We start from the raw sequence: 21,086 nt of genomic DNA on the forward strand, positions 1-21,086 counted from the left end.
ACATACCCAACAAAGACCCCTGCCAATATAGCAGGGGTCTTTGGTTAATGATGGATCAATCAGATTCAGAGGCTAGCAGCCATAGCTTAGCGTGCTACCACGTCTGGACCGTCAACCACGTATACTTCTACGCGGCGACCTTCTTGGGTGTTACCAGTTGCGCCAATGGTGTCAGCGGGTTTTTCCATCACCAATTGTGATTCTGGAATACCATTGTCCATCAAGAATTTTTTAACCGCTTCGGCACGGCGTTTGGCTAGGTCTTCGTTGTGTGCTGCGCTACCAGTGCTGTCAGTGTAGCCACTGATACCCAATTTTTTGCCTTGCTGAGCCGCGGCAACCAATGCTCCAACTTTTGATTGGGCTTGTGGTGAAATGTCGTCTTTATCTACCGCAAAGTAGAATTTCAACTGACCATGATGTAGGTAAACTGATGGTTCAGTCTCAGAAATAACGGCTGGGATTTCATCATCTGGTGGCATGGTAGCATCAGCTACAGGCATCGCAGTGCTTGCCATTACATCACTGGCAGGTGCGCTGGCGATTGCATTTAGGTCTTGACCGTTGATGGTAACATCAGATGCTGTCAAGGTCGTGGTATCAGTAGTCATCGGTGCTGCCGAAGCAGGGGCTGAGGCTACAACAGGCGTGGTAACGGGCTCAGGCTGTTTGTTGCATGAACGTAGCAACCACCACGCCAATAGACCAAGAATGATTAGACCAATCAAAGGCAACAAGATTTTGCCCATGCCACCTTCTTCTTCAGGTTTTGGCGTGGCAACCAAATGCTCTTCGGTACGGGTGGTCTCTTTAACCACTTTTTCCTTATTATTAGGGTCTTGATTTGCTGGGTCATGTTTGATATTCATAAGTCCTAGTGCTCCTGCTGGAATTAGTGCGTATGACCAAGTTGGCAAGGCTGAACCAACGCTGCTTAGGTTGTTACCTAAGAAGCCTGATACAGTCGAAGTCCCTGCCAAGTTACGCAGTTCATTGTAAACCATGGGGGTCGCGCGGCTGATAAGGCTTTGCGCTTCTTGTGCGGGTACATTAGATTGACGGCTTAGTTCTTGTACCAAGTTACCGCGGTGTGTGCTGTCAGGCAAAAAGCGGTCAAAAAAGCCCGCATCATCATTGGCAACGGTACTGCCGCCAAAGCTGTTGTAGGTGTTATCGTCGGCAAGACGCGCAACGATAATCGCATAGAGTTTTTCAAGCAATGAGCTACGGTTGGCATCAGCGTTCGCGCCAAGCACCGCAGGGGTGACAGTCTTATTCAAGTGCTCGATAATATTCATCTAATCCTCCTAAAGATTGCAAATAATCCTATTTATATAGGCAACCTCATTGTTACTTAAAAAATATGCTTTATTCATTTGGTCTGGTGGTTGCCCAAATGTTTACGTCACGATCGCCGCCGGTGGGTTATATCCTTTAATAAAAAAAGGCTAACGGCAGGTGCGGCAAGTTGATAAGCGTAAGGTATCCTAAACACGTGTGCACTTCAGTTATATTAAAGTAACTTCTGCGTAAACTTTGTATTAAGACGATGCAAAAACAGGGTATATTTGACATGAATTGATAGCATTGCGGTGAAAAAATGCCTGTTTTGGTTAAAATGCTTGTTTTGGATCAAATAACAGATCGCAAAAAAGATACTGCGTGCTGGTTGTGTAGTGAGATAGGTTAATTAAGGACGGGCTGCTAATTATGATTGAACAACTAATTATGATTGAACAACTAATTATGATTGAACAAATAGGCGCATAAAAAAGCCGCAATTGTGCTAAGCTAGCGGTTTGGTGTGTTAAAACTTGGGCAATAGAAACTTGGGCAATAGAAACTTGGGCAATAGATCGTTGGGGTTTTGTCCCACCCATCTTGGACACAATATAAAAGGCAAGGTATGTCATTGTTGTTTAATCCGACGTTGTTTATCGTTATTATCACTGTGTTGGTCAGCCTTGCCGCATGGCAGTCGCAAGCGTTGATGGCGCGGCTAATTTTTTATCCGCCTGCGGTGGCACGCGGTCAGGTGGATCGATTTGTCACGCATGGTTTTGTCCATGCTGATACGCTGCATTTGATTTTTAACATGATTACGCTGTTCTCATTTGGGCATGCGGTGCAGCGCACTTTTAACGCGCGGCTTGGTGGGTTGGGGTTTTTGTTGTTTTATTTGGCGGCATTGGTGGTGGCGATTTTGCCGACGTATTTGCAGCATAAAGAAGACAGGCGTTATTCAAGCCTTGGCGCGTCGGGTGCGGTGATGGCGGTGGTGTTTAGCTATATTTTATTTGACCCATGGACGCGGATTTACTTTTTTATTATCCCTATGCCTGCGATTGTGTTCGCGCTGTTGTATGTCGGTTATAGTATTTGGGCGCATGACCGTGGTGGTAGTTCGGTCAACCATTCGGCGCACTTGGTCGGTGGCATGTTTGGTGTGGTGGCAACGATATTGATTGAGCCAAATGTCATTGGGCAATTTGTTTATCAAATCATGCATCCGCGTTTTTAGATTTGATACAGTGAGCTAACAAAAGGAGTTGGGGTGATTTACGATATAATTGGCGATGTGCATGGGCAGTTTGATAAGCTGGTTGGGCTGCTAGATACGATGGGCTATACGCACAACGGTAGCCACTATGTGCCGCCTGTTGGGCATCATGCGGTGTTTATTGGTGATTTGATTGACCGCGGTGCAGGGCAGTTGGCGACGCTTGAGACTGCGTTTGCGATGTTGGATCATGGTGTAGCAAGTATTTTGATGGGTAACCATGAATACAATGCCTTGGCGTATGCTACACGCGATGCACGCGACGATAGCGCATATTTGCGCAGTCACAATGATGTGCACACGCGCCAGCACGCGGCGTTTATCGCTGAGGTGGGTTTTGGCAGTGAGCTGCACCAGTTTTGGCTCAAGCGGTTGTATGAGTTGCCGCTGTGGTTGGAGCTTGGCGGCGCGTGTTTTGTCCATGCCTGTTGGGACACGGCGGCGATGGCGGTGCTCAAGCCGCTTTTGACCGCTGATCATCGTCTGACGCCACACGGTTTACAATTAACTTCACAGAAAAACACGCCAGAATATGACGCGCTAGAGCGTGTGCTTAAAGGCGTTGAGACGCGGCTACCCAATGACTTATTTATGCTGGATAAAGAGGGGCACAAACGCCACAATGTGCGTGTTAAGTGGTGGCAACAGCCGTTATCGGGTCAGCCGATTCATGAAATTGCACGGGCAGGTAGGTCGGATTTGCTGCACATTCCTGCCGATACACTGGCGGATTTGATTGAGTTTGAGCTGACCACAGATAAGCCTGTATTTGTTGGACATTATTGGCTGACGGGCACACCTGCGCCGCTGTCTGAGCAGGTGGTGTGTGTGGATTATTCGGCAGGCGGTGGTGGTTATTTGACGGCGTATCAGTTTGATAGCAACCATCCAACGCTAACAGCGGATCGCTTTGTTCAGTTTATTTGCGACTAAGTGAAGTGTTTTGTTGGGTATACTATGGTAAAAAACGGGTGAAAGGTGAGGCATGATACGCCGTTCGATTGAGCCGCTAAAGCTGCTGTTTGTCATGCAAGGGTCGTATTTTCGTCGTTTGCTGATACCGCAGCTGTGTTTATTTGTATTTTCATTTGCGGTGTATTATTACCAGATGCATATCACCAAAACGCCCGTACCGCTTAACCCATCGGTGTTTGCGCTGCTTGGGATTTCGCTGGCGATTTTTCATGGGTTTTGTAACGGCGCGGCATATGACCGTTTTTGGGAGGGGCGCAAGTTGTGGGGCACGTTGGTGTGGCTCAGCCGCAATCTTGCCCGACAAGTATTGTCGCTACCCATACCGTGCGATGAGCAACAAGCGATGATTCGGTTGCATGTTGCGTTTGTGCATTGCTTGCGCCAACAGCTGCGTGGCGAGGACAACAGCCACACCTTGACGCGGATTTTATCGCCCGACCAACAGGCGGTAATTGTCGGCAAGCCGTTTACCTGTTTGCAGCTTACCCAAGCCATGGGGCGGCGACTGGCAGATTGGCGTGCGGCAGGCTTGATCAATGATTGGCAATGGCAAAGTATGGATGAAACCATCGGCAAAATCGCCCAAATCCAAGCAGGCTGCGAGCGTATCAACAACACGCCAATCCCGTTTGCGTATTTTGTCTTGCTGCACCGCACCGTGTATCTGTATTGCTTTATGTTGCCGTTTGGTCTTGGTAATACCATCGGTTGGGTCACGCCAATTTTGGTGACGTTTGTCGGCTATACCTTTATGGCGCTCAACGAAATCGTTGATGAAATCAGCGAACCGTTTGGCGTAGAGGAAAACGATCTACCGCTTGCGATGATGTGCGATATCATCGAAACGCAATTGGCAGGTCTAAGCGAGCAAACCTTTGCGGCTGATATTCGCCCGACTTTACCACCCAATCATGTGATTTAAACTTAAATTTTGTTTAAAGTTTTGCCAAAAAACATCGCCAAACGTCCAAAGTTTTGCTAGAATTTGCGGTTTTCATTTTAAATAATCTCACCGTTTGCTAAGGCTGTCAAACTATGTCTGCTTCTGCTCATTTGCCTGCACCAATTCAATCGCCCGATGGTGCGCCCAAAGTCGGTATCATTATGGGGTCACAATCGGATTGGGACACCATGCAACATGCTGCCAAGCTGTTGGCGGATTTTGGTGTGGCGTTTGAGTGTGAGGTCGTATCGGCGCATCGCACACCCGACAAGCTGTTTGACTATGCCAAAACCGCAAAAGACCGTGGGCTGTGCGTCATCATCGCAGGCGCAGGTGGTGCGGCGCATTTACCTGGCATGTGTGCCAGTCAAACCGCGTTGCCTGTGCTGGGCGTGCCTGTCAAATCATCGATGCTAAGCGGTTGGGATAGCTTGCTTTCTATCGTGCAAATGCCCAAAGGTGTGGCGGTGGGTACGCTTGCGATTGGTACGGCAGGGGCGTATAACGCAGGGCTGTTGGCAGCACAGATTTTGGCGCTGGGTGATGCGGATTTAGCGGCAAAAATCGACGCGTTTCGTCAAAACCAAACCGATACGGTGCTCAATAGCCCAATACCTGGTGTGATCAATGCCTAAGCAGGTGTTACCCACCGTAGCAAAAAGCCAAAGCCCACCCTTTGGCTTTTTTTGTTTTTCAAAATCGTCTAAAGCCTAATAGGTATTGAAAAATTTTGCCCGTGTTTGCCAAATTGCGGTACAATCCTTGCTTTAAGCCATATTTTTGCTTCTTTAGGCAGATATTTGCCAACGGGCAGTCTTTAAAAAAGGCTTAGCCAATATTTCAATATTTTTCATCAATTTTAGCCAATGTGTGACGATATGAGCCAAGCAAACCATCCCACCAATGCTATTCAAACCGCCCTTGATAATCTACAAGCTACCTATAGCCCAAGCGATATTGAGCACGGCATGTACCAACGTTGGGAGCAGGCAGGTTATTTTAAGCCCGATTACAGTAAGCCCGATGCGTTTTCAATTGTGTTGCCACCGCCGAACGTCACAGGTAGCTTGCACATGGGACATGGTTTTAACAACACCATCATGGACACACTGGTGCGCTATCACCGTATGTTGGGCGACAACACGCTGTGGCAAGCAGGTACAGACCATGCTGGTATTGCCACCCAAATGGTGGTCGAGCGCCAGCTCAACGCGCAAGGTGTCACGCGGCGCGATTTGGGGCGTGAGGCGTTTTTGGATAAGGTGTGGGCATGGAAAGCCGAGTCAGGCGGTAACATTACGCGCCAAATTCGCCGTTTGGGTTCGTCGTTGGACTGGACGCGCGAACGCTTTACCATGGATGAAGGGTTGTCAAACGCGGTCAAAGAGGCGTTTGTTGGGCTGTATGAAGACGGCTTAATTTATCGCGGTAAACGCTTGGTAAACTGGGATGTCAAGCTTGAAACCGCGCTGTCGGATTTGGAGGTTGAAAACATCGATGAGCAAGGCTCGTTGTGGCATTTTCGCTATTATTTCACCGATGCGGACGTGACGACTGCCGATGGCAAAAACTATGTGGTGGTGGCAACCACACGCCCAGAAACCTTGCTTGGCGATACCGCTGTTGCTGTCAATCCCAATGACAGCCGCTATCAGCAGCTGATTGGTAAAACCGTGACGCTGCCGATTACGGGGCGTATCGTGCCGATTGTTGCTGATGATTATGTCGAGCAAGAATTTGGCACAGGTGTGGTCAAAATCACCCCTGCGCATGATTTTAATGATTATGAGCTGGGCAAACGTCATCATTTGCCGTTTATCAATATTTTTGACAAAAACGCCAATATCTTGCCGCAGTTGCAAATTTTCCACAGCTTGCAGCAGGCGGATGCTGAGCTTGTGGACACCCCTGCCGATTATAGCGGACTGGGACGTTTTGCCGCGCGTAAACAGTTGGTGGCGCAAGCTGAGCAGCAAGGCTGGCTTGAGAAAATCGAGCCTTACGCGCTCAAAGCTCCGCGCGGTGACCGCAGCGGTGAGGTTGTCGAGCCGTATTTGACTGACCAATGGTATGTGGCCATTGCCAAGCTTGCCAAGCCTGCCATTGATGCGGTAGAAAATGGCGATATCGAGTTTGTGCCTGCGCAGTACAAAAATATGTACATGGCATGGATGCGTGATATTCAAGACTGGTGCATCAGCCGCCAGTTGTGGTGGGGGCATCGTATCCCTGCATGGTATGATGCAGATGGTAAGGTATACGTTGGGCGCAGTGAGGATGAAGTTCGCCAAAAATACAACCTTGGCGAGACACCACTGCAGCAAGATGAAGATGTGCTAGACACATGGTTTAGCTCAGCGTTGTGGACGTTTTCAACTTTAGGCTGGGCGGATGCCAGTGACGATGGCAAGGCATTGGCGGCGTTTCACCCGACCAACGTGTTGGTGACGGGCTTTGACATCATTTTCTTTTGGGTCGCGCGTATGATTATGCTGACCTTGCACTTCATCAAAGACAAAGACGGCAAGCCGCAAGTACCGTTTAAAACTGTGTATGTGCATGGTTTGGTGCGTGACGGACAAGGGCAAAAAATGTCCAAATCCAAAGGCAACGTGCTTGACCCCATTGATCTGATTGACGGCATTGACCTTGATAGCCTGATCGCCAAACGCACCACAGGGCTGATGAACCCCAAAGACGCGGACAAAATTGCCAAACAAACGCGCAAAGAATTCCCCGATGGTATCAATGCCTATGGCACAGACGCGCTGCGCTTCACGTTTGCCTCACTTGCCAGCACAGGGCGCGACATCAACTTTGACATCAAACGTATTGAAGGCTATCGCAATTTTTGCAATAAAATCTGGAACGCCACGCGCTTTGTATTGATGAATGGTGTGGACAAAGACGGCAACGCGCTGCCGCTTGATCACACCGCCAAGCCCGAGCTGTGGGAGCTGCCCGAACGTTGGATTATCAGCCGCATGAACGCCACGGTGCGCGACATCAATCAATACATGCAGCAATACCGCTTTGACTTGGTCAGCCAGTCGATTTATGAATTTATTTGGAATGAATATTGCGATTGGTACATTGAGCTTGCCAAAGCCAGCCTCAATGACCCAAGCGTCAGCACCGAGCGGCAAGCGCAAATTCGCTATGTGCTACTGGCGGTGCTGGAAGTCGCTATGCGCTTTAGCCATCCCATCATGCCGTATTTGACCGAACGCATTTGGCAAACCATTGCGCCGTTGATTGACAAAAAAATTGCCGATAGCATTGTCATCGCGCCGTTTCCGCAAGCCGATAATGCCGCCATCAGTGAGCAAACCGAGCAGGACATGGCATGGCTACAGGCGTTGATTGGTGCGGTGCGTAACATTCGCGGTGAGATGAAGCTGGGCAATGCCGTGCGCCTACCTGTCATTTTAGAAAACGTCAGCGCAGACGAGGCGGCAAGCCTTAGCCGTATCGAAAACCAGTTTAAAGCACTTGCCAAGGTTGAAAGCCTCACTACAGTGCAAACAGGCGCGGATGTGCCGCTGTCATCATCAAGCATGGTTGGGCAGGTCAAGGTCATGGTACCGATGAAAGGCTTGATCGATCCAGCCGCCGAGCTTACCCGTCTTGGCAAGGCCCAAGACAAGCTACAAGCCCAAGCCGATGGTATCGCGCGTAAGCTTACCAATGAAGGTTTTGTCAGCAAAGCACCGCCTGCGGTGGTCGCCGCTGAGCAAGCCAAATTGGACGAGCTGCAAACGCAACTGGCAGAAATCGGTAAACAGGTCGAGCAGTTAAAGGCGTTATAATTTTTTCACAGGTAAAAACAGATAAATAAGCAAGCAACCAACGATGTTGATATTTCACCACCAAGCAGGCGTGCTGACCGACTTAGACGAGCAGCCGTTTGCCCTTGAAAAAGACATGCAAAAACTGGTTGAACACAACCTTGAGGGCATGCTGAGTTTACGGTTAATTCGTTCTGAATTTACCATCAAAAACAGTCGCATCGATACGTTAGCGTATGACCCTGAGGCCAATGCGTTTGTCATTATCGAATTTAAACGCGAAAAAAACTTTAGCGTTATTGACCAAGGCGTGGCGTACCTGAGTCTCATGCTAGAGTACAAATCTGACTTTATTGTCGAGTACAACGAAAGCCAACCTGAGCCGTTAAAGCGCAGCGATGTCGATTGGTCGCAAAGTCGAGTGATATTTGTCGCGCCATCGTTTACCCAGTTTCAAAAACAATCCACCAATTTTAAAGACTTAGCGATTGAATTGTGGGAGCTAAAACGCTTTGCCCAAGACATCATTGTGTTAAATCCCATCCATAAAACCAAACATGCACCGTCACTCAAGCAAATCAATCTTGCCCCGACCGTATCTGATGTACCTATACCAACGGGTCATGATCAGCGGACGACAAATACACTAACAAAAATCACTCAAGAAATTATCGTGTATGATGAGGCTTATCATTTATCGGATAAAAGCGATGATACGCAAGAATTATATGACACATTTAAAGACGCGATTTTAAATCTATCTAATGACATCACAGTGATATATAAAAAACATTATATTGCCTTTAAAAAGAAACGTAATCTAGTTGATATTAACGTGCAAAAAAAGTCACTAAAGCTTTGGATTAATAAACGCTTTGGCGAACTTGATGACCCCAAGCACTTAGCGCGGAATGTGGCTGAAGTAGGGCACTTGGGCAATGGCGATTATGAAGTCAGGGTGCATGACAGCAAAGATTTAGAATATATCATGAGTTTGATTAAACAAACTCTTTGACAGTTTGCGCCGAAAAGCATTTGCGCCAAACCAATGTTTGCGCTATGCTAAGCTTATGGCAAGGAATGCCAGCATTTAACAATTAAAATAGGGTTTATCCCATCAGCAAGGAGGCTTTATCATGACGGTTGCTGCTTTTTCTGCATTCAAGTCCAAAAAATCCCTCGATAGTTGGCTAGCGGATTATGCAATCAGCCACCAACACCCCATAAACAAAAAAATCCATTGGCTGTGTGTGCCGACGATTTTTGCCAGTATTGTCGGCATGGGCATGAGTTGGCAAGCCGCGTTTACGTTGGTTGTGTTGGCGTTGGTCATGTTGTTTTACTTGCGCTTATCGACAACGCTATTTATCGCCATGGGTATGTTTGTGCTGCTGTGTTTGACGGCGGTCAAGCTGCTACCATTTGGCTTTAAGTTTTATTTTGCCGTGTTTGTGGTGGCGTGGATTGGGCAATTTATCGGGCATAAAATCGAAGGCAAAAAACCATCCTTCTTTGATGATTTACAGTTTTTATTGATTGGGCCGACATGGGTGGTGCATTCTGCGCGTCCAAAAAAACACCCAGCTGATTAAATTCAGCTGCCCAAATGTTGCCGAAAAAAGTCAGCCGAAAACATCAACGCGGCAACACGCGCCACACCGCTATGCCCAACGCGCCGCCAGCGGTCAGCGCGTTTAGCGCGATGATTGCCCATGCCGTCGCCAGTGACTTATTGGGTCCTATACCCACTACCATCAAAAAACTGACGGGCAAACTGAGCAACACCCCAAACATGATTAAACCGCCTAACAAGCCGCTACGATAACGCTGCCTAAAAATCGCCAACCCCAATGCCACCACAAAGCCCACCATACCCATCGCCGCTGCACCATACACAAACGCCGCGCCAACGTTCAACAAACCATCGCTGATGTTTTTCTTTTGCCAAGCATCTGACAGTATTAAGGGTAGATGGCTCAAAAGCATGAATAACCCACCCATCAGACTTGCCCAACAGGTAAACCGAACCATAATTGCGAGACGTGGGTAAATTGATATTGGCATGGCTGGCTCCAAAATCGGCAAACGGTTTGATTAGCATAGAATAAACACGAACCGTATGGCAAACAAGCGACTAAAAAACCGCACGGCAAACGGTTGTCACCTGCGCTGCGTCATGGCACAATGGCGGTTTATCAATCGCAAGTATTGATCTTGCGCCTATCCATCGTCACGACAAAGGATTGCCATGACTACTTTTGACATCACACAGACTGCCAACCCAGCCCAAAGCAAAAAAGTTCTATTTGACGTGCAACATGCCGTCGCCATCATTACACTCAATGATCCCAAATCGCTCAACGCTTTGCACAGTGATATGATTGCCGAATTATCTGCCGCGCTAGACAAAGCCCTGTATGACGCGCAGGTCAAGGTGATTGTGCTGACAGGGGCAGGACGCGCGTTTTGTAGCGGTGGTGATATCCGCGAAATGGTGGCGGCATTGGGCACCCCACAAGACAGCGCACACATGGCATACAGCCTTGCCGACGGTTTGGGTGAGGTGGTGCGAAAAATCCGTAAAATTAACAAACCCATCATCGCGCGAATCAACGGTACGGCAGCAGGTGCAGGCATGAATATCGCGCTGGCGTGTGATTTTCGTGTGGCAAGCGATGATGCCAAGTTTTTACAAGCGTTTGTCAATATCGGTTTGGTGCCCGATGCAGGTGGGATTTATTTATTAACCCAACTGATTGGCGCGGCAAAGACCACCCAATTGGTGATGCTAGGCGAATTGCTCGATGCCAAAACCGCACAGGATTTGGGGTTGCTGCACCGCTTGGTGCCTGCTGATGCACTGGATGCAACCGTCACACAACTAACTGAGCGTTTGTGCGCGCTGCCGACGCTTGCGCTGGCTGCCATCAAACAGTCGATCAACCAAGTAGCCTACACAGGACTTGCCGCCGCGCTTGAGCAAGAAACAATTTATCAAGCCCAAATGGCACAAACGCAAGATTTTCAAGAAGGCGTGCGCGCATTTTTACAAAAACGTCCTACGCAGTTTGTCGGGCGTTAAAGCAGTTTATAGAAAAATTGCGTTTATTTTTAAACCAAGTGTTGTTAAAACAAGCTATTTATGAATACTCAGCCAAACGTCACCGATCAGCACCCACACCACCGCACCGTCCCCAAAGCCTTGCTACCCGATGCGGTTGCGGCTGCCAATCGCGCTGAAGCCGCACAGCCGCAAGCATTTTTTGATGACTTTGCCCAAGCGGTAACGGTGTATCGTGATGACGCGGTTTGGGTGGTGGATAAACCTGCAGGCTTGTTATCGGTTGATGGCAAGGATTTAAAGGTCAGTATGCAGGCGCGTTTGCTCAAAGCTGATCCTAGCGTTAAGCTTGTGCATCGGCTTGATATGGATACCTCAGGCTTGCTGATTTTTGCCCGCAGTAGCGCGGCGCAAACTCACCTTGCTAAGCAGTTTATCGCCCGAGTACCACAAAAGTGCTACCAAGCGCTGGTTTTTGGTACGCTGATGGGGCAGGGCAGTGTAGACGCGCCAGTGCGCTATGAGCCAACGCTTAAGCCCAAGCACATTGTAGACAATGACTGGCACAAACCTGCGCTCACGCATTACACCGCCTTGCACCATGAATTGCGCCAAGGCCAGCCTATCACGCGTGTTGCGCTTGAGCCTATCACGGGGCGCAGTCATCAATTGCGTGTGCATATGTTGCACCTTGAGCATGTCATGCTGGGTGATCCAATTTATGCCGAAGGGGCGGCGCTTAGCCTTGCACCGCGTCTGTGCCTACATGCGCATACGCTGGCGCTTAATCATCCCGATACAGGCGCGTGGATGGCGTGGGCTAGTCCTGTACCGTTTTAGCCCTGTTATTTTAAACGCGTTGTTTGAAAATAGTGCTTTAACAACACAAAAAACGCCGTTATCAAATGATACAAACGGCGTTGGTTATGGGTTTAAAAATCGTTTTATGGCTGATTGACTACCACGTTTTGGTTGGTATTAATCAAAATCTCAGACGGACCATCAACCACCACACGCACGTTGTGTTGGTCATCTTGTTGTGATTTATAGTAGCTGTCCTCGGCAACTGTGCAGCCATGACAACGATTGAGCGCGTAGAACGGCTCGTCAATCAAGGTTTGACGCGCGCGCACGGCATCGCCATTGAACAAAGTAAACGGCAAGCTTGCTACCCAAGCCGCCGCGCCGCCAACCACTGCCATCAAACCAAGTGGTTTGCCAACCACGGTATCGACCACCATGCGGTCATAGGTTGGGCCAAAGTGTTCGTCATCGACTTCAATCGCGGCAATACTTGGCGACACCATCGCCGCGCTAAGCGTTGCTACCAGTAGGCTACGGGTGAGGGTTTTCATACAAAGTCCTTGGCAGAAAATTCGATTTGTGGGATAGTTGTTAGATATTGCTTGGCATCCATCATGCCACAGAAAAATTTCATCGCAATAGCGTTACATTAGCGCAAACAGGCTGTCTTGGCAAGCGATAACCGCGGTAACGGCGCGTTTGGCAGATAGGGTGCAGCATAAGCGCGTTTTATCATTCGTTGCCGTAAACCTGCGACTTCAGGCGGTGGATATAAGCAATTGTTAAATGCGATAAGTTTTGCTATACTCATCTCACTATATTCAATGTCTTACATTCCACAGTTAAGTTAAGACTAAATTGCGAGTACGCAGTAACTTAACTGGTAAGACGTTTCCAAACACACACTTAAGCTAATTCGTGTCTAAGACAATCCTAACGGTAGGATTAGCTTAAAATAAGAATCTAAGATGTACGGTGTGTCGTACGGGCGGTTGCCATTGCCTTAGGTTTGCGGCAGGTCTAACCGTCTTGCAGAAGGAATCCCCGAACGATAGGGAGGGGAGGAAGTCAAGCCTCAAGCGGTTGGCAATGCGGACAAAATGCGCTGGTACGCTGCTCGATTTTGACCTGCTCAATCGTTGTTTGGCACACAGGGCAGGGTGCACCTACCTTGCCGTACACATGGAGCGTCTGCTGAAAATACCCCGTCTTGCCATCGGCAACGGTAAAATCACGCAGCGTCGAGCCGCCTTTGGCAATCGCAGCGCGTAAAATCGCTTGAATTTGTGCCGCCAATGCCTCAAGCTGCGTGAGCGTCAGCCGATTGGCAGGGGTCAGCGGATGTATGCGCGTGACAAACAACGCCTCAGTGGCATAAATATTGCCCACGCCAACGACGACGCGCTGGTTCATCATCACCGATTTGATTGGGCGCGCGCTGGGGCGTTTGCCGCCATGAATCACGTGCCACAGATACGCACCATCGAACGCCGCGTCCAACGGCTCAATGCCAAGCGGTGTCAAAAGCTTGTCGCGGTAATCATTGAGCCACAGCACCATGCCAAAGCGGCGTGGGTCATGGTAATGTAGCTGACTGCACGCACCATTGGTCTGGATAAAATGCCAAATCACATGGTCATGCTTGCGCTTAGCAAAGCCTGCTGGGTGCTGCTGCAAGCTGCCCGACATGCCCAAATGCACCAACAATTGTTTGGCTGGTGTGGGTGGGCTGGTTTGACTTGGTGTAAAGGTTAAAATCAAATACTTAGCACGGCGTTGAACATCGCTTAGGGTGTGCTCGTGTAAGCGGGTCAAATCTTTGGCAATCGCCCAACGCAATTTGGGCGTAAAGACTTCCACACGCTGCAGGCGTTGCCCCAACAGTGGCGCAAGGCTGGTTGCCGTGGTCTGTACTTCGGGTAATTCTGGCATGGTTGAATCGCTTAATTGAAAAAATCACTCACACCTTAGCGCCATTGACCACACGCCGCGTCAAAATCATCCCCGGTTGCTGCTCAAGTCGCGCCAACACCTTGGACAACTGCCCCAAGCCTGTCACCTCAATGGCAAAATTAAGCCGTGCAATGTCATCATCACCGCTTAGCGTCTCAACTTGGCGAATATTGACGTTGGCTTGGTCAATGACTTGGGTTAAGTCCTTGAGCAGGCCGCGGCGGTCATAGGCTTCTAAATAAATCTGCACGCGCTGGCTGCGTCCTTTGTTGCCGTACCATGCCGCGCTGATGGCGCGTTCAGGCTCACGGTTAGTCAAGCGTTCATATTCGGGGCAATCGGCATGGTGGATGCTGACCCCGTTGGACAGCGTGATGTAGCCTGCTATCGGCTCGCCTTGCAGCGGATGGCAACAGCCTGCCAGATGCGTCTCGATATTGTCCAAGCCATCAACTTGGATTTTGTACGCATCAAGCTTGCCTGTGGCGCGTGGGTGGACGCTAGGCACCAGCTCGCTTTCATCGACATCGGGCTCAAGGTCAAGGTGGTGGCTAATTTGCGCGGTCAAATCATGCAATTCAACGTTGCCATTGACCAAGCCGACCAAAATATCATCGCCGTTTTTAACATTAAAAAAACCGACATAATCGTTTAAGTCAATGCTGTTGGGATGCACTGCCAGCCGCGCCAACTCTTTATTGAGGATATGCCGCCCCGTTTCAATATTTTTGTCGCGGTCTTGTTTGTTAAACCATTGGCGCAGCTTGTTGCGCGCGCGTGGGGTTTGGATGTAGCCCAGTGAGGCGACCAACCAATCGCGATTGGGCTCGCGCGATTGTTTGGTGATAATCTCGACCTGCTCGCCTGTTTTAAGCTGGTAGGTCAAAGGCACATAACGCTGATTGACGCGTGCGGCTTGGGCGCGGTTGCCAACCTCGGTGTGCAGATGGTAGGCAAAGTCCAGCACCGTCGCGCCTTTGGGCAGCTCGATAATATCGCCATCACGGCTAAAGATATAAATCCGCTCAAACTCACCAAAATCGGCAATGATTTCTTCTTCATGAATATCAAGTGTGTCGGCGGTTGGTGCTTTGTCGCTTTGTGGTGCGGCTTTGTCCGTCTCATCCGCGCTGTGCGGCTCGGGCTGTAGCAGCAACTGGCGCAAGGAGCTGATTTTGCGCGTTAAATAATCATCCTTTTTGTTTTTCGTGCCTTCTTTATAATTGACATGCGCACACATGCCAAGCTCGGCCTCGTAGTGCATATCAAAGGTGCGGATTTGCACCTCAAGCGATTTGTTCTCGGCAATCACCGCTGTGTGCAGCGACCGATAGCCATTGGGCTTAGGGTTGGTGATGTAGTCGTCAAACTGCTCGGGGATATGCCGCCACAGTCCATGCACCAACCCAAGCACGTGGTAGCAGTCGGCAGGCTCGCGCACCAACACGCGCAGCGCGCGGATATCATACAACTGGTCAAATGACAACGATTTGAGCTTCATTTTGCGATAAATTGAATAAATGTGCTTGACGCGTCCGCTAATCTCGCCTTCAATGCCTTGCTCGGCAAGTGCTTGGCGCAGCTCGTTCATCATGCGCTCAATGTATGCCTCGCGCTCGCTGCGTTTTTCTGCCAACAACTTGGCAATCTCTTTGTAACGCTCGGGCGCAAGATAACGAAACGATAGATCTTCTAGTTCCCATTTTAGCTGTGCGATGCCCAAGCGGTGCGCCAATGGGGCGTAGATTGTCATGACCTCACGCGCGACGCGCTGCTGACGCTCGGGCGTGGCAAACGACAATTCACGCATGGCAAAGGTACGGTCAGCCAATTTGATGAGTACCACGCGCACGTCGTTGGTCATCGAAATGAGCATGTTATAAATGCCAGTCAGCTGCTCGCGCTGATTGTTATTAAAATGATCCTCAAGGCGTTTGTTATTTTCGATTAAATCTGACAGTCGCCCCATGGCAAGCGTTTCTTGCACCAAATCGGCAACTTCTGCGCCAAACTGCTGGCGAATGGTTTTGTCATCAATGATTTTTTTGCGTGCCGCGCGGTACAGCATGGCGGCCACCAAGGTCGGCTCATCGGGATACAGATAACCCAAAATATCTGCCATGCCAATGCCTGTTAGGTAGGCGTTGGCGCGTGGTGAATTGTTGTTGATGGCTTGATTTTTTAGAAAATCGCACGCTTTGATCAGCTCGGGCAGTGACGTAAGATTGCCACGCTTTGCCATAGACTGTAGCCATGCGTCAGTGTCGATGGTGTGTGCGTCGATGATTTGGCGGGCAGGTTCGGACACAATCGGCGTATCCGTTGCCGACACAGATTGGTCTTGCTGTGCGGTCAAGCTTGCAATTGCGGTGGTGCTGTCGTCGTCGGTGTTTGTTCCGTCCAATAATGGTAAACTGTCACGAACCTTTACCATGCGTCACTCCATTTTACGCCAAGCATGGGCAAAATGGCTGTCGATCAACCGTTTAGATTCACCAAGCGTCCTTGCTAGTGTTGCCCATAAGGTTAGTATAAGACATCGGCGAAAAAATACCATTGGTTTTTGTTACTTACAATTTTTTCTTATAAAACAATGAAAAAAATAAAAAAATCACGCTAAGCAGCGGTTAAGCAAGGCGAGGCAAGGTTTAACTTAAAAAAACCTTGCTTTTAATATACATCAATCAATGGTGAACAATCACACCTTTTCAAACCGCGCGATGCTCTCCACATGCCCTGTGTGGCAAAACATATCCATCACGCCAGCGTGAGTGAGTCGGTAACCTTGTGCTGCCAACACCGCCGCGTCACGTGCCAAAGTGGCAGGGTTGCACGATACATACACCAAACGCGTCGCGCCAAATTTTGCCACATACTGCATGACTTCTAACGCGCCCGAACGCGGTGGATCGATCAACAGCGCGTCAAAACCTTGCTGCGCCCATGGCTCGGCAGAAAAATCTTGCGTCAAATCTTGTGCATAAAATTCGGTGTGGTGCAGCCCATTGGCGGCGGCATTCATGCGTGCGCGTGCCGTCATCTGCTCACTGCCTTCCACGCCAATCACGTGCCCTGTTTTGCCCACTGCACGTGCCAATGGCAAGCTAAAATTGCCCAGGCCGCAAAATAAATCCAACACGCGCTCACCTGCTTGCAAGCCCAAAAGCTCAACGGCAAGTGCCGTCATCTGACGATTGACCGACAAATTGACTTGGGTAAAATCAAGTGGCGAAAACTCAAACGTCACATCAAACGCAGGCAACCGATAAAACAGCCCACCTGTTGGCGGTACGTCTAGCGTACTTGCGCGCATCGGCTCATCGTCACGCACGGCAACACGCTGCACGCTGTCACTGCCCTTTGGCTGCAAATACAGCTGCCAATCGCGTTCGGCAAAAAACGTCTGCAAACGTGCCATATCCGCCGCGTCCAACGGTGCAAGGTTGCGCACAATCACCGCCACCGCCTGCTTGCTATCGGGCACATCGGACAAGGTTTCGCCCATTGCCACCTCAAGCTGAGCAATCGCCTCGCGCGCATCTAGACTGGCAATCAATGTTTGTAGTGCAATCAGTTGCTTACCGATACGCGCATCAAGCACATGACAGACTTGCAAATCCGCCAAAAAATTGCTGCTGCGCTCACGAAAACCGACCAACGCACGTTGTTTTTTCTCCACATAACGCACGCCAAGCCGCGCCTTGGTGCGATAGCCCAAACGCTCACCGACCAACGGCGGCAACCACACTTCGGGCGCAAGCCCCCCTTGATGGGCAAGCAGTTCTGCCAACACCGACTGCTTAAACGCAATCTGTCCATCGGGCTGCCAATGCTGCAGGCTACAGCCGCCACACACACCAAAATGCGGACACGGCGGCGTTTGACGCTCGGGGCTTGGATTTGCCAACACCGCCAGCGCATCGCCTTCTTCAAAGCTGCTACGGCTGTTGGTGATTTGCACACTGACCGTCTCTTGCGGCAAGGCAAAACTGACGAACACCTTTTTGCCGTGTTTATCAATCGGGTGTGCCTCGGCTAAATCTGACGCGCCTTGCACGTGACCATAGACCGCCACGCCGCGCCCATCATGCGCCAAATTGCCCACCGTCAAGGCAACAGGGGCTGCCGCTTGCAAGCGTTTGCGCACGCGCGCGCTGGGCTTGGATTTTTTGTTGGGTGTTTTGGTTAAAGGCGTGGCGGCTGGTGCGGTGGGTTGATTGGCCAATCCTTGATTGGGATTGGCAGGTACATCGGTGTTTGACATGGCGTTGGACTTTAATCGTAGGGCTTTAGCAAATTAAAATGACGATAAAAAACAGGCTAGTATAGCCTAATTGCGCGTGTTGTGCCACGACTAAAACACAGCTACAGCCACAGTTACAGTTACAGACACAGCCACGTCAAACGACGCTAACATTTTACCCAATGACACCGCGCCAAAATGCGCTATCATCATTTGGTTGGCAGTTATCAGCCAGTTTTGCGCCTAATAAGGATTTTAACGCTTGGCGTCATCTTTTTTTCATAGAGGTGTGCTAGAATATTTAAGCCAATGCTTTTGTTGATTAAACAGTGTTTAACCAACAAAAGTTCTTTAACCAGCAGACGTCAAGCGATTGACAAGGATTGATCACGCCGCCGACAGGATTAGCGCAATGTATGAAATCGAGTTAAAATTTTGCGTACCCGAATTCACCCAAGTCAATTTGGATAAGCAGGTACGCACCAAAACCGCCACCCAACAACGGCTTGCCGCGTACTATTTTGATACTGCCGATCGTGCGTTAGCCAAAGCAGGCATGGCACTGCGAGTACGTTTTGAAAACGGCAACTGGGTACAAACCCTCAAAACTGCAGGCGATGGTGTGGCAAAACGTGGCGAATTTAACCAAATACGCGACCTTGCGCCCGATGCCGATGCAACTACCATTCGCCCTGATTTGACAGTATTTGACGATCCGAACGCCAAAGCAGCATTGGAGCGCGTCATGGCATTGGCAGATTTAGATGGCGCGTTGAAATTGCAATATCTGACCGATGTCACGCGTACCCAGCGGTGCATCAAGAAAAATGCTAGCCAAATCGAACTGGCGTACGATGTCGGTACTGTTGCCAAAGACACCTCAAATGCCGATGACACCGAGGCTCAACGCGCGTTGCACGAGTTAGAGTTTGAGCTGCTAAGTGGCGATGCCAGTGATTTGATTGAGGTGGCCAAAGTATGGTGCAAACGCCACAAGCTATATCTTTCAACCGTGACCAAAGCTGAGCGCGGCGGTCTGTTGTTAGCAGGCAAGCGTTATCCTGCCGCGACCAAAGCCGATTTAAGCCAACTCAACTTTGCCAGCGATATCAGTCAGTTTACGTTTTTGCAGCACGTGGTCAATAATTGCTTGGCGCAAATTCTCCCCAATGCTTCTGCCATCGCCGACGGTAGCCCCGATGGCAACCACGTTCATCAGCTGCGCGTTGGTATCCGCCGTTTACGCACCGCGCTCAAAACCTTCAAAAATTTCACCGATGCGATTGATCCTAACTGGATATTGGTACTCAAGCACACCTTTAGCCTGTTGGGTGAATACCGCGACCGCGAGATTTTGCAAATCAAAACCCAGCCCATGCTAGCGGCACAGGGCGCGCCGCATGTTGAGTGGACGTTTGACGGCATCGATGTGCTACCGATTGATGCGGTACGCGCGAATGATTTTCAAATCGTGCTGCTTGAGCTGATTAAGTTCACCCATTTGCCTGCACCTGCCGATAGCCCTGCTGCGCTGTCTGCGGTGCGTAAAAAACTCAAAAAGCTGTTTAAAAAAATTGCCATCGCCAGCGAACACTATGCCACGCTTGACACCGACCAACAACACGACGTGCGTAAAGACCTAAAAACCCTGCGCTATGTCAGTGAGTTTGCCGCGCCATTGTTTGTGGAAAACGACAAGGCAGAAAAAACCAAGACAGACAAGTCCAAAGGCAAGGCAAACGCGTCTGCCAAAGGCAAAAAACCTGCCAAATTGGCGGCGTTTTTGCAATATCTTGAACCTGCACAAGATATGCTGGGTGAATACAACGACAATGTTGTTGGGCAAGCGCACTATGCGGCACGCGCTGCCACTGATCCAAACGCGCTATTTGCCGTTGGCTGGTTCAGCGGTCGCCAAGCTGAGAGCGCGGCACGCTGTGCGCTTAGCCTACAAGGAATCAAAAACGCCCCCGTATTTTGGTGACTTGCGCCTTGGCCGTTCATCGTCCAAAACCAAAAAACCGCTAAATTATTTAGCGGTTTTTTGGTTGATTGGCTGTTAATTACGTGTTGAGATGTAGCTTTACTTATCAAATATCTGTAAACGCGGCGCAATCGGGTCAAAGTCCTTATCGCCTGCAGGCTGCTCAATGCCACCAAATACCAACTGGGCGACCAACTGCCAGTTTGGGCTGATATCCCACGTTTGTCTGACTTGCTCTGCCACCACAGGCGCGTAGTGCTGCAAGTTAGCGCCCACACCTGCCGCCGCCAATGCTGTCCAAACCACATATTGGTGCATGGCGTCGCTGTGCTCTGCCCACACAGAAAAGCTGTCAGCATACGTGGGGAATCGTTCCTGTAAATCACGCACTACCGCTTGGTCTTCATAAAATAAAATCGTACCTGCAGCAGCTTTAAAGCCTGCCATTTTTTGCGCTGTGGATTGAAATTGCTCATCGTCATTGACGATGTTACGCAAAGCGTCTTCGGTCAATTGCCAAAATTTTTGGTGCGCCTCTGCCCATAACACGACCAGTCGTGTACTTTGTGAGTTAAACGATGACGGCGTGTGCAGCAATGCCTCACGCACGATACTCTCAACATCAGCCTTTGAAATCGGCAATTGATCGTTCAGCGCGTACACGCTACGGCGCAGTTTAGCGGCTTGTTGAAAGTGTTGTAGGGTAGGGGTGGTCATGCTTGCTCCTAAATTGGTTGGTCAAATTTGTTGTAGTAGGTGATAAGATTTTGACTTC

The 21,086-nt window shown here is 49.7% G+C and carries 17 protein-coding genes; 10 read left to right on the forward strand and 7 right to left on the reverse strand.

From position 1 onward, the window contains the following. Positions 1-86 precede the first annotated feature (86 nt). The gene (locus tag AC5L4R_RS00250) at positions 87-1,298 is read right to left on the reverse strand and encodes an OmpA family protein (protein ID WP_494472382.1); all 1,212 of its coding nucleotides are present in this window, start codon (positions 1,296-1,298) and stop codon (positions 87-89) included. A gap of 608 nt (positions 1,299-1,906) precedes the next feature. Here AC5L4R_RS00250 and AC5L4R_RS00255 point away from each other — a divergent pair. The 7 genes from AC5L4R_RS00255 to AC5L4R_RS00285 all read left to right on the forward strand — a co-directional run bounded on the left by AC5L4R_RS00255 (position 1,907) and on the right by AC5L4R_RS00285 (position 9,858). Then, a complete protein-coding gene (locus AC5L4R_RS00255) occupies positions 1,907-2,521 on the forward strand; it encodes a rhomboid family intramembrane serine protease (RefSeq protein WP_494472383.1) in 615 nt (204 codons plus the stop codon). 33 nt (positions 2,522-2,554) lie between these two features. Then, positions 2,555-3,493 carry a metallophosphoesterase gene (locus AC5L4R_RS00260; protein ID WP_494472384.1) on the forward strand — a complete coding sequence of 313 codons (939 nt, stop codon included), beginning with the start codon at positions 2,555-2,557 and terminating at the stop codon, positions 3,491-3,493. Positions 3,494-3,545: 52 nt separating this feature from the next. Continuing rightward, a complete protein-coding gene (locus tag AC5L4R_RS00265) occupies positions 3,546-4,457 on the forward strand; it encodes a bestrophin family protein (RefSeq protein WP_494472385.1) in 912 nt (303 codons plus the stop codon). A 113-nt stretch (positions 4,458-4,570) separates the two neighbouring features. Further along, positions 4,571-5,113, forward strand: a complete 543-nt coding sequence (gene purE / locus AC5L4R_RS00270) for a 5-(carboxyamino)imidazole ribonucleotide mutase (protein ID WP_290003571.1) — start codon at positions 4,571-4,573, stop codon at positions 5,111-5,113. A 243-nt stretch (positions 5,114-5,356) separates the two neighbouring features. Next, the gene (locus AC5L4R_RS00275; protein WP_494472386.1) at positions 5,357-8,287 is read left to right on the forward strand and encodes a valine--tRNA ligase; all 2,931 of its coding nucleotides are present in this window, start codon (positions 5,357-5,359) and stop codon (positions 8,285-8,287) included. 43 nt (positions 8,288-8,330) lie between these two features. Beyond that, positions 8,331-9,281, forward strand: a complete 951-nt coding sequence (locus AC5L4R_RS00280; protein ID WP_494472387.1) for a DUF5655 domain-containing protein — start codon at positions 8,331-8,333, stop codon at positions 9,279-9,281. Positions 9,282-9,402: 121 nt separating this feature from the next. Next, complete coding sequence (locus tag AC5L4R_RS00285; protein ID WP_494472388.1) at positions 9,403-9,858, forward strand: Mpo1 family 2-hydroxy fatty acid dioxygenase; 456 nt, start codon at positions 9,403-9,405, stop codon at positions 9,856-9,858. Positions 9,859-9,901: 43 nt separating this feature from the next. Here the strand turns inward: AC5L4R_RS00285 and AC5L4R_RS00290 are convergent, their stop codons facing one another. Next, positions 9,902-10,252 carry a hypothetical protein gene (locus AC5L4R_RS00290; protein WP_494478018.1) on the reverse strand — a complete coding sequence of 117 codons (351 nt, stop codon included), beginning with the start codon at positions 10,250-10,252 and terminating at the stop codon, positions 9,902-9,904. A gap of 262 nt (positions 10,253-10,514) precedes the next feature. Here AC5L4R_RS00290 and AC5L4R_RS00295 point away from each other — a divergent pair, with 262 nt between their 5' ends. Then, positions 10,515-11,348, forward strand: coding sequence for an enoyl-CoA hydratase/isomerase family protein (locus AC5L4R_RS00295; protein ID WP_494472390.1), 834 nt, complete (start codon positions 10,515-10,517; stop codon positions 11,346-11,348). 60 nt (positions 11,349-11,408) lie between these two features. Further along, a complete protein-coding gene (locus tag AC5L4R_RS00300; RefSeq protein ID WP_494472391.1) occupies positions 11,409-12,167 on the forward strand; it encodes an RluA family pseudouridine synthase in 759 nt (252 codons plus the stop codon). Between the two features lie 104 nt (positions 12,168-12,271). Here the strand turns inward: AC5L4R_RS00300 and AC5L4R_RS00305 are convergent, their stop codons facing one another. From AC5L4R_RS00305 to rlmD, 4 genes are all read right to left on the reverse strand, one after another. Continuing rightward, on the reverse strand, positions 12,272-12,682 hold the full coding sequence (locus AC5L4R_RS00305; RefSeq protein WP_494472392.1) for a hypothetical protein: 411 nt from the start codon (positions 12,680-12,682) through the stop codon (positions 12,272-12,274). Between the two features lie 517 nt (positions 12,683-13,199). Then, on the reverse strand, positions 13,200-14,063 hold the full coding sequence (gene mutM, locus AC5L4R_RS00310) for a bifunctional DNA-formamidopyrimidine glycosylase/DNA-(apurinic or apyrimidinic site) lyase (protein ID WP_494472393.1): 864 nt from the start codon (positions 14,061-14,063) through the stop codon (positions 13,200-13,202). A 28-nt stretch (positions 14,064-14,091) separates the two neighbouring features. Continuing rightward, positions 14,092-16,518, reverse strand: a complete 2,427-nt coding sequence (locus tag AC5L4R_RS00315; protein WP_494472394.1) for a RelA/SpoT family protein — start codon at positions 16,516-16,518, stop codon at positions 14,092-14,094. 264 nt (positions 16,519-16,782) lie between these two features. After that, positions 16,783-18,348 carry a 23S rRNA (uracil(1939)-C(5))-methyltransferase RlmD gene (gene rlmD, locus AC5L4R_RS00320; RefSeq protein ID WP_494472395.1) on the reverse strand — a complete coding sequence of 522 codons (1,566 nt, stop codon included), beginning with the start codon at positions 18,346-18,348 and terminating at the stop codon, positions 16,783-16,785. Between the two features lie 391 nt (positions 18,349-18,739). On the opposite strand from rlmD, the gene AC5L4R_RS00325 reads away from it, so the two are divergent. After that, on the forward strand, positions 18,740-20,311 hold the full coding sequence (locus AC5L4R_RS00325) for a CYTH and CHAD domain-containing protein (protein WP_494472396.1): 1,572 nt from the start codon (positions 18,740-18,742) through the stop codon (positions 20,309-20,311). A 99-nt stretch (positions 20,312-20,410) separates the two neighbouring features. Here the strand turns inward: AC5L4R_RS00325 and AC5L4R_RS00330 are convergent, their stop codons facing one another. After that, positions 20,411-21,028 carry a nitroreductase family protein gene (locus AC5L4R_RS00330; RefSeq protein WP_494472397.1) on the reverse strand — a complete coding sequence of 206 codons (618 nt, stop codon included), beginning with the start codon at positions 21,026-21,028 and terminating at the stop codon, positions 20,411-20,413. Positions 21,029-21,086 lie beyond the last annotated feature (58 nt).

The organism is Faucicola sp. SE7633 (assembly GCF_059264685.1).

Bases quoted from the DNA above. Each gene is read 5' to 3' on its own strand.
- AC5L4R_RS00275 (WP_494472386.1), top strand. From the start codon at position 5,357: ATGAGCCAAGCAAACCATCCCACCAATGCTATTCAAACCGCCCTTGAT.
- AC5L4R_RS00330 (WP_494472397.1), bottom strand. From the start codon at position 21,028: ATGACCACCCCTACCCTACAACACTTTCAACAAGCCGCTAAACTGCGC.
- AC5L4R_RS00315 (WP_494472394.1), bottom strand. From the start codon at position 16,518: ATGGTAAAGGTTCGTGACAGTTTACCATTATTGGACGGAACAAACACC.
- AC5L4R_RS00280 (WP_494472387.1), top strand. From the start codon at position 8,331: ATGTTGATATTTCACCACCAAGCAGGCGTGCTGACCGACTTAGACGAG.
- AC5L4R_RS00300 (WP_494472391.1), top strand. From the start codon at position 11,409: ATGAATACTCAGCCAAACGTCACCGATCAGCACCCACACCACCGCACC.
- AC5L4R_RS00250 (WP_494472382.1), bottom strand. From the start codon at position 1,298: ATGAATATTATCGAGCACTTGAATAAGACTGTCACCCCTGCGGTGCTT.
- AC5L4R_RS00290 (WP_494478018.1), bottom strand. From the start codon at position 10,252: ATGCTTTTGAGCCATCTACCCTTAATACTGTCAGATGCTTGGCAAAAG.
- purE (WP_290003571.1), top strand. From the start codon at position 4,571: ATGTCTGCTTCTGCTCATTTGCCTGCACCAATTCAATCGCCCGATGGT.
- AC5L4R_RS00265 (WP_494472385.1), top strand. From the start codon at position 3,546: ATGATACGCCGTTCGATTGAGCCGCTAAAGCTGCTGTTTGTCATGCAA.
- AC5L4R_RS00285 (WP_494472388.1), top strand. From the start codon at position 9,403: ATGACGGTTGCTGCTTTTTCTGCATTCAAGTCCAAAAAATCCCTCGAT.
- AC5L4R_RS00295 (WP_494472390.1), top strand. From the start codon at position 10,515: ATGACTACTTTTGACATCACACAGACTGCCAACCCAGCCCAAAGCAAA.
- mutM (WP_494472393.1), bottom strand. From the start codon at position 14,063: ATGCCAGAATTACCCGAAGTACAGACCACGGCAACCAGCCTTGCGCCA.
- AC5L4R_RS00305 (WP_494472392.1), bottom strand. From the start codon at position 12,682: ATGAAAACCCTCACCCGTAGCCTACTGGTAGCAACGCTTAGCGCGGCG.
- rlmD (WP_494472395.1), bottom strand. From the start codon at position 18,348: ATGTCAAACACCGATGTACCTGCCAATCCCAATCAAGGATTGGCCAAT.
- AC5L4R_RS00325 (WP_494472396.1), top strand. From the start codon at position 18,740: ATGTATGAAATCGAGTTAAAATTTTGCGTACCCGAATTCACCCAAGTC.
- AC5L4R_RS00255 (WP_494472383.1), top strand. From the start codon at position 1,907: ATGTCATTGTTGTTTAATCCGACGTTGTTTATCGTTATTATCACTGTG.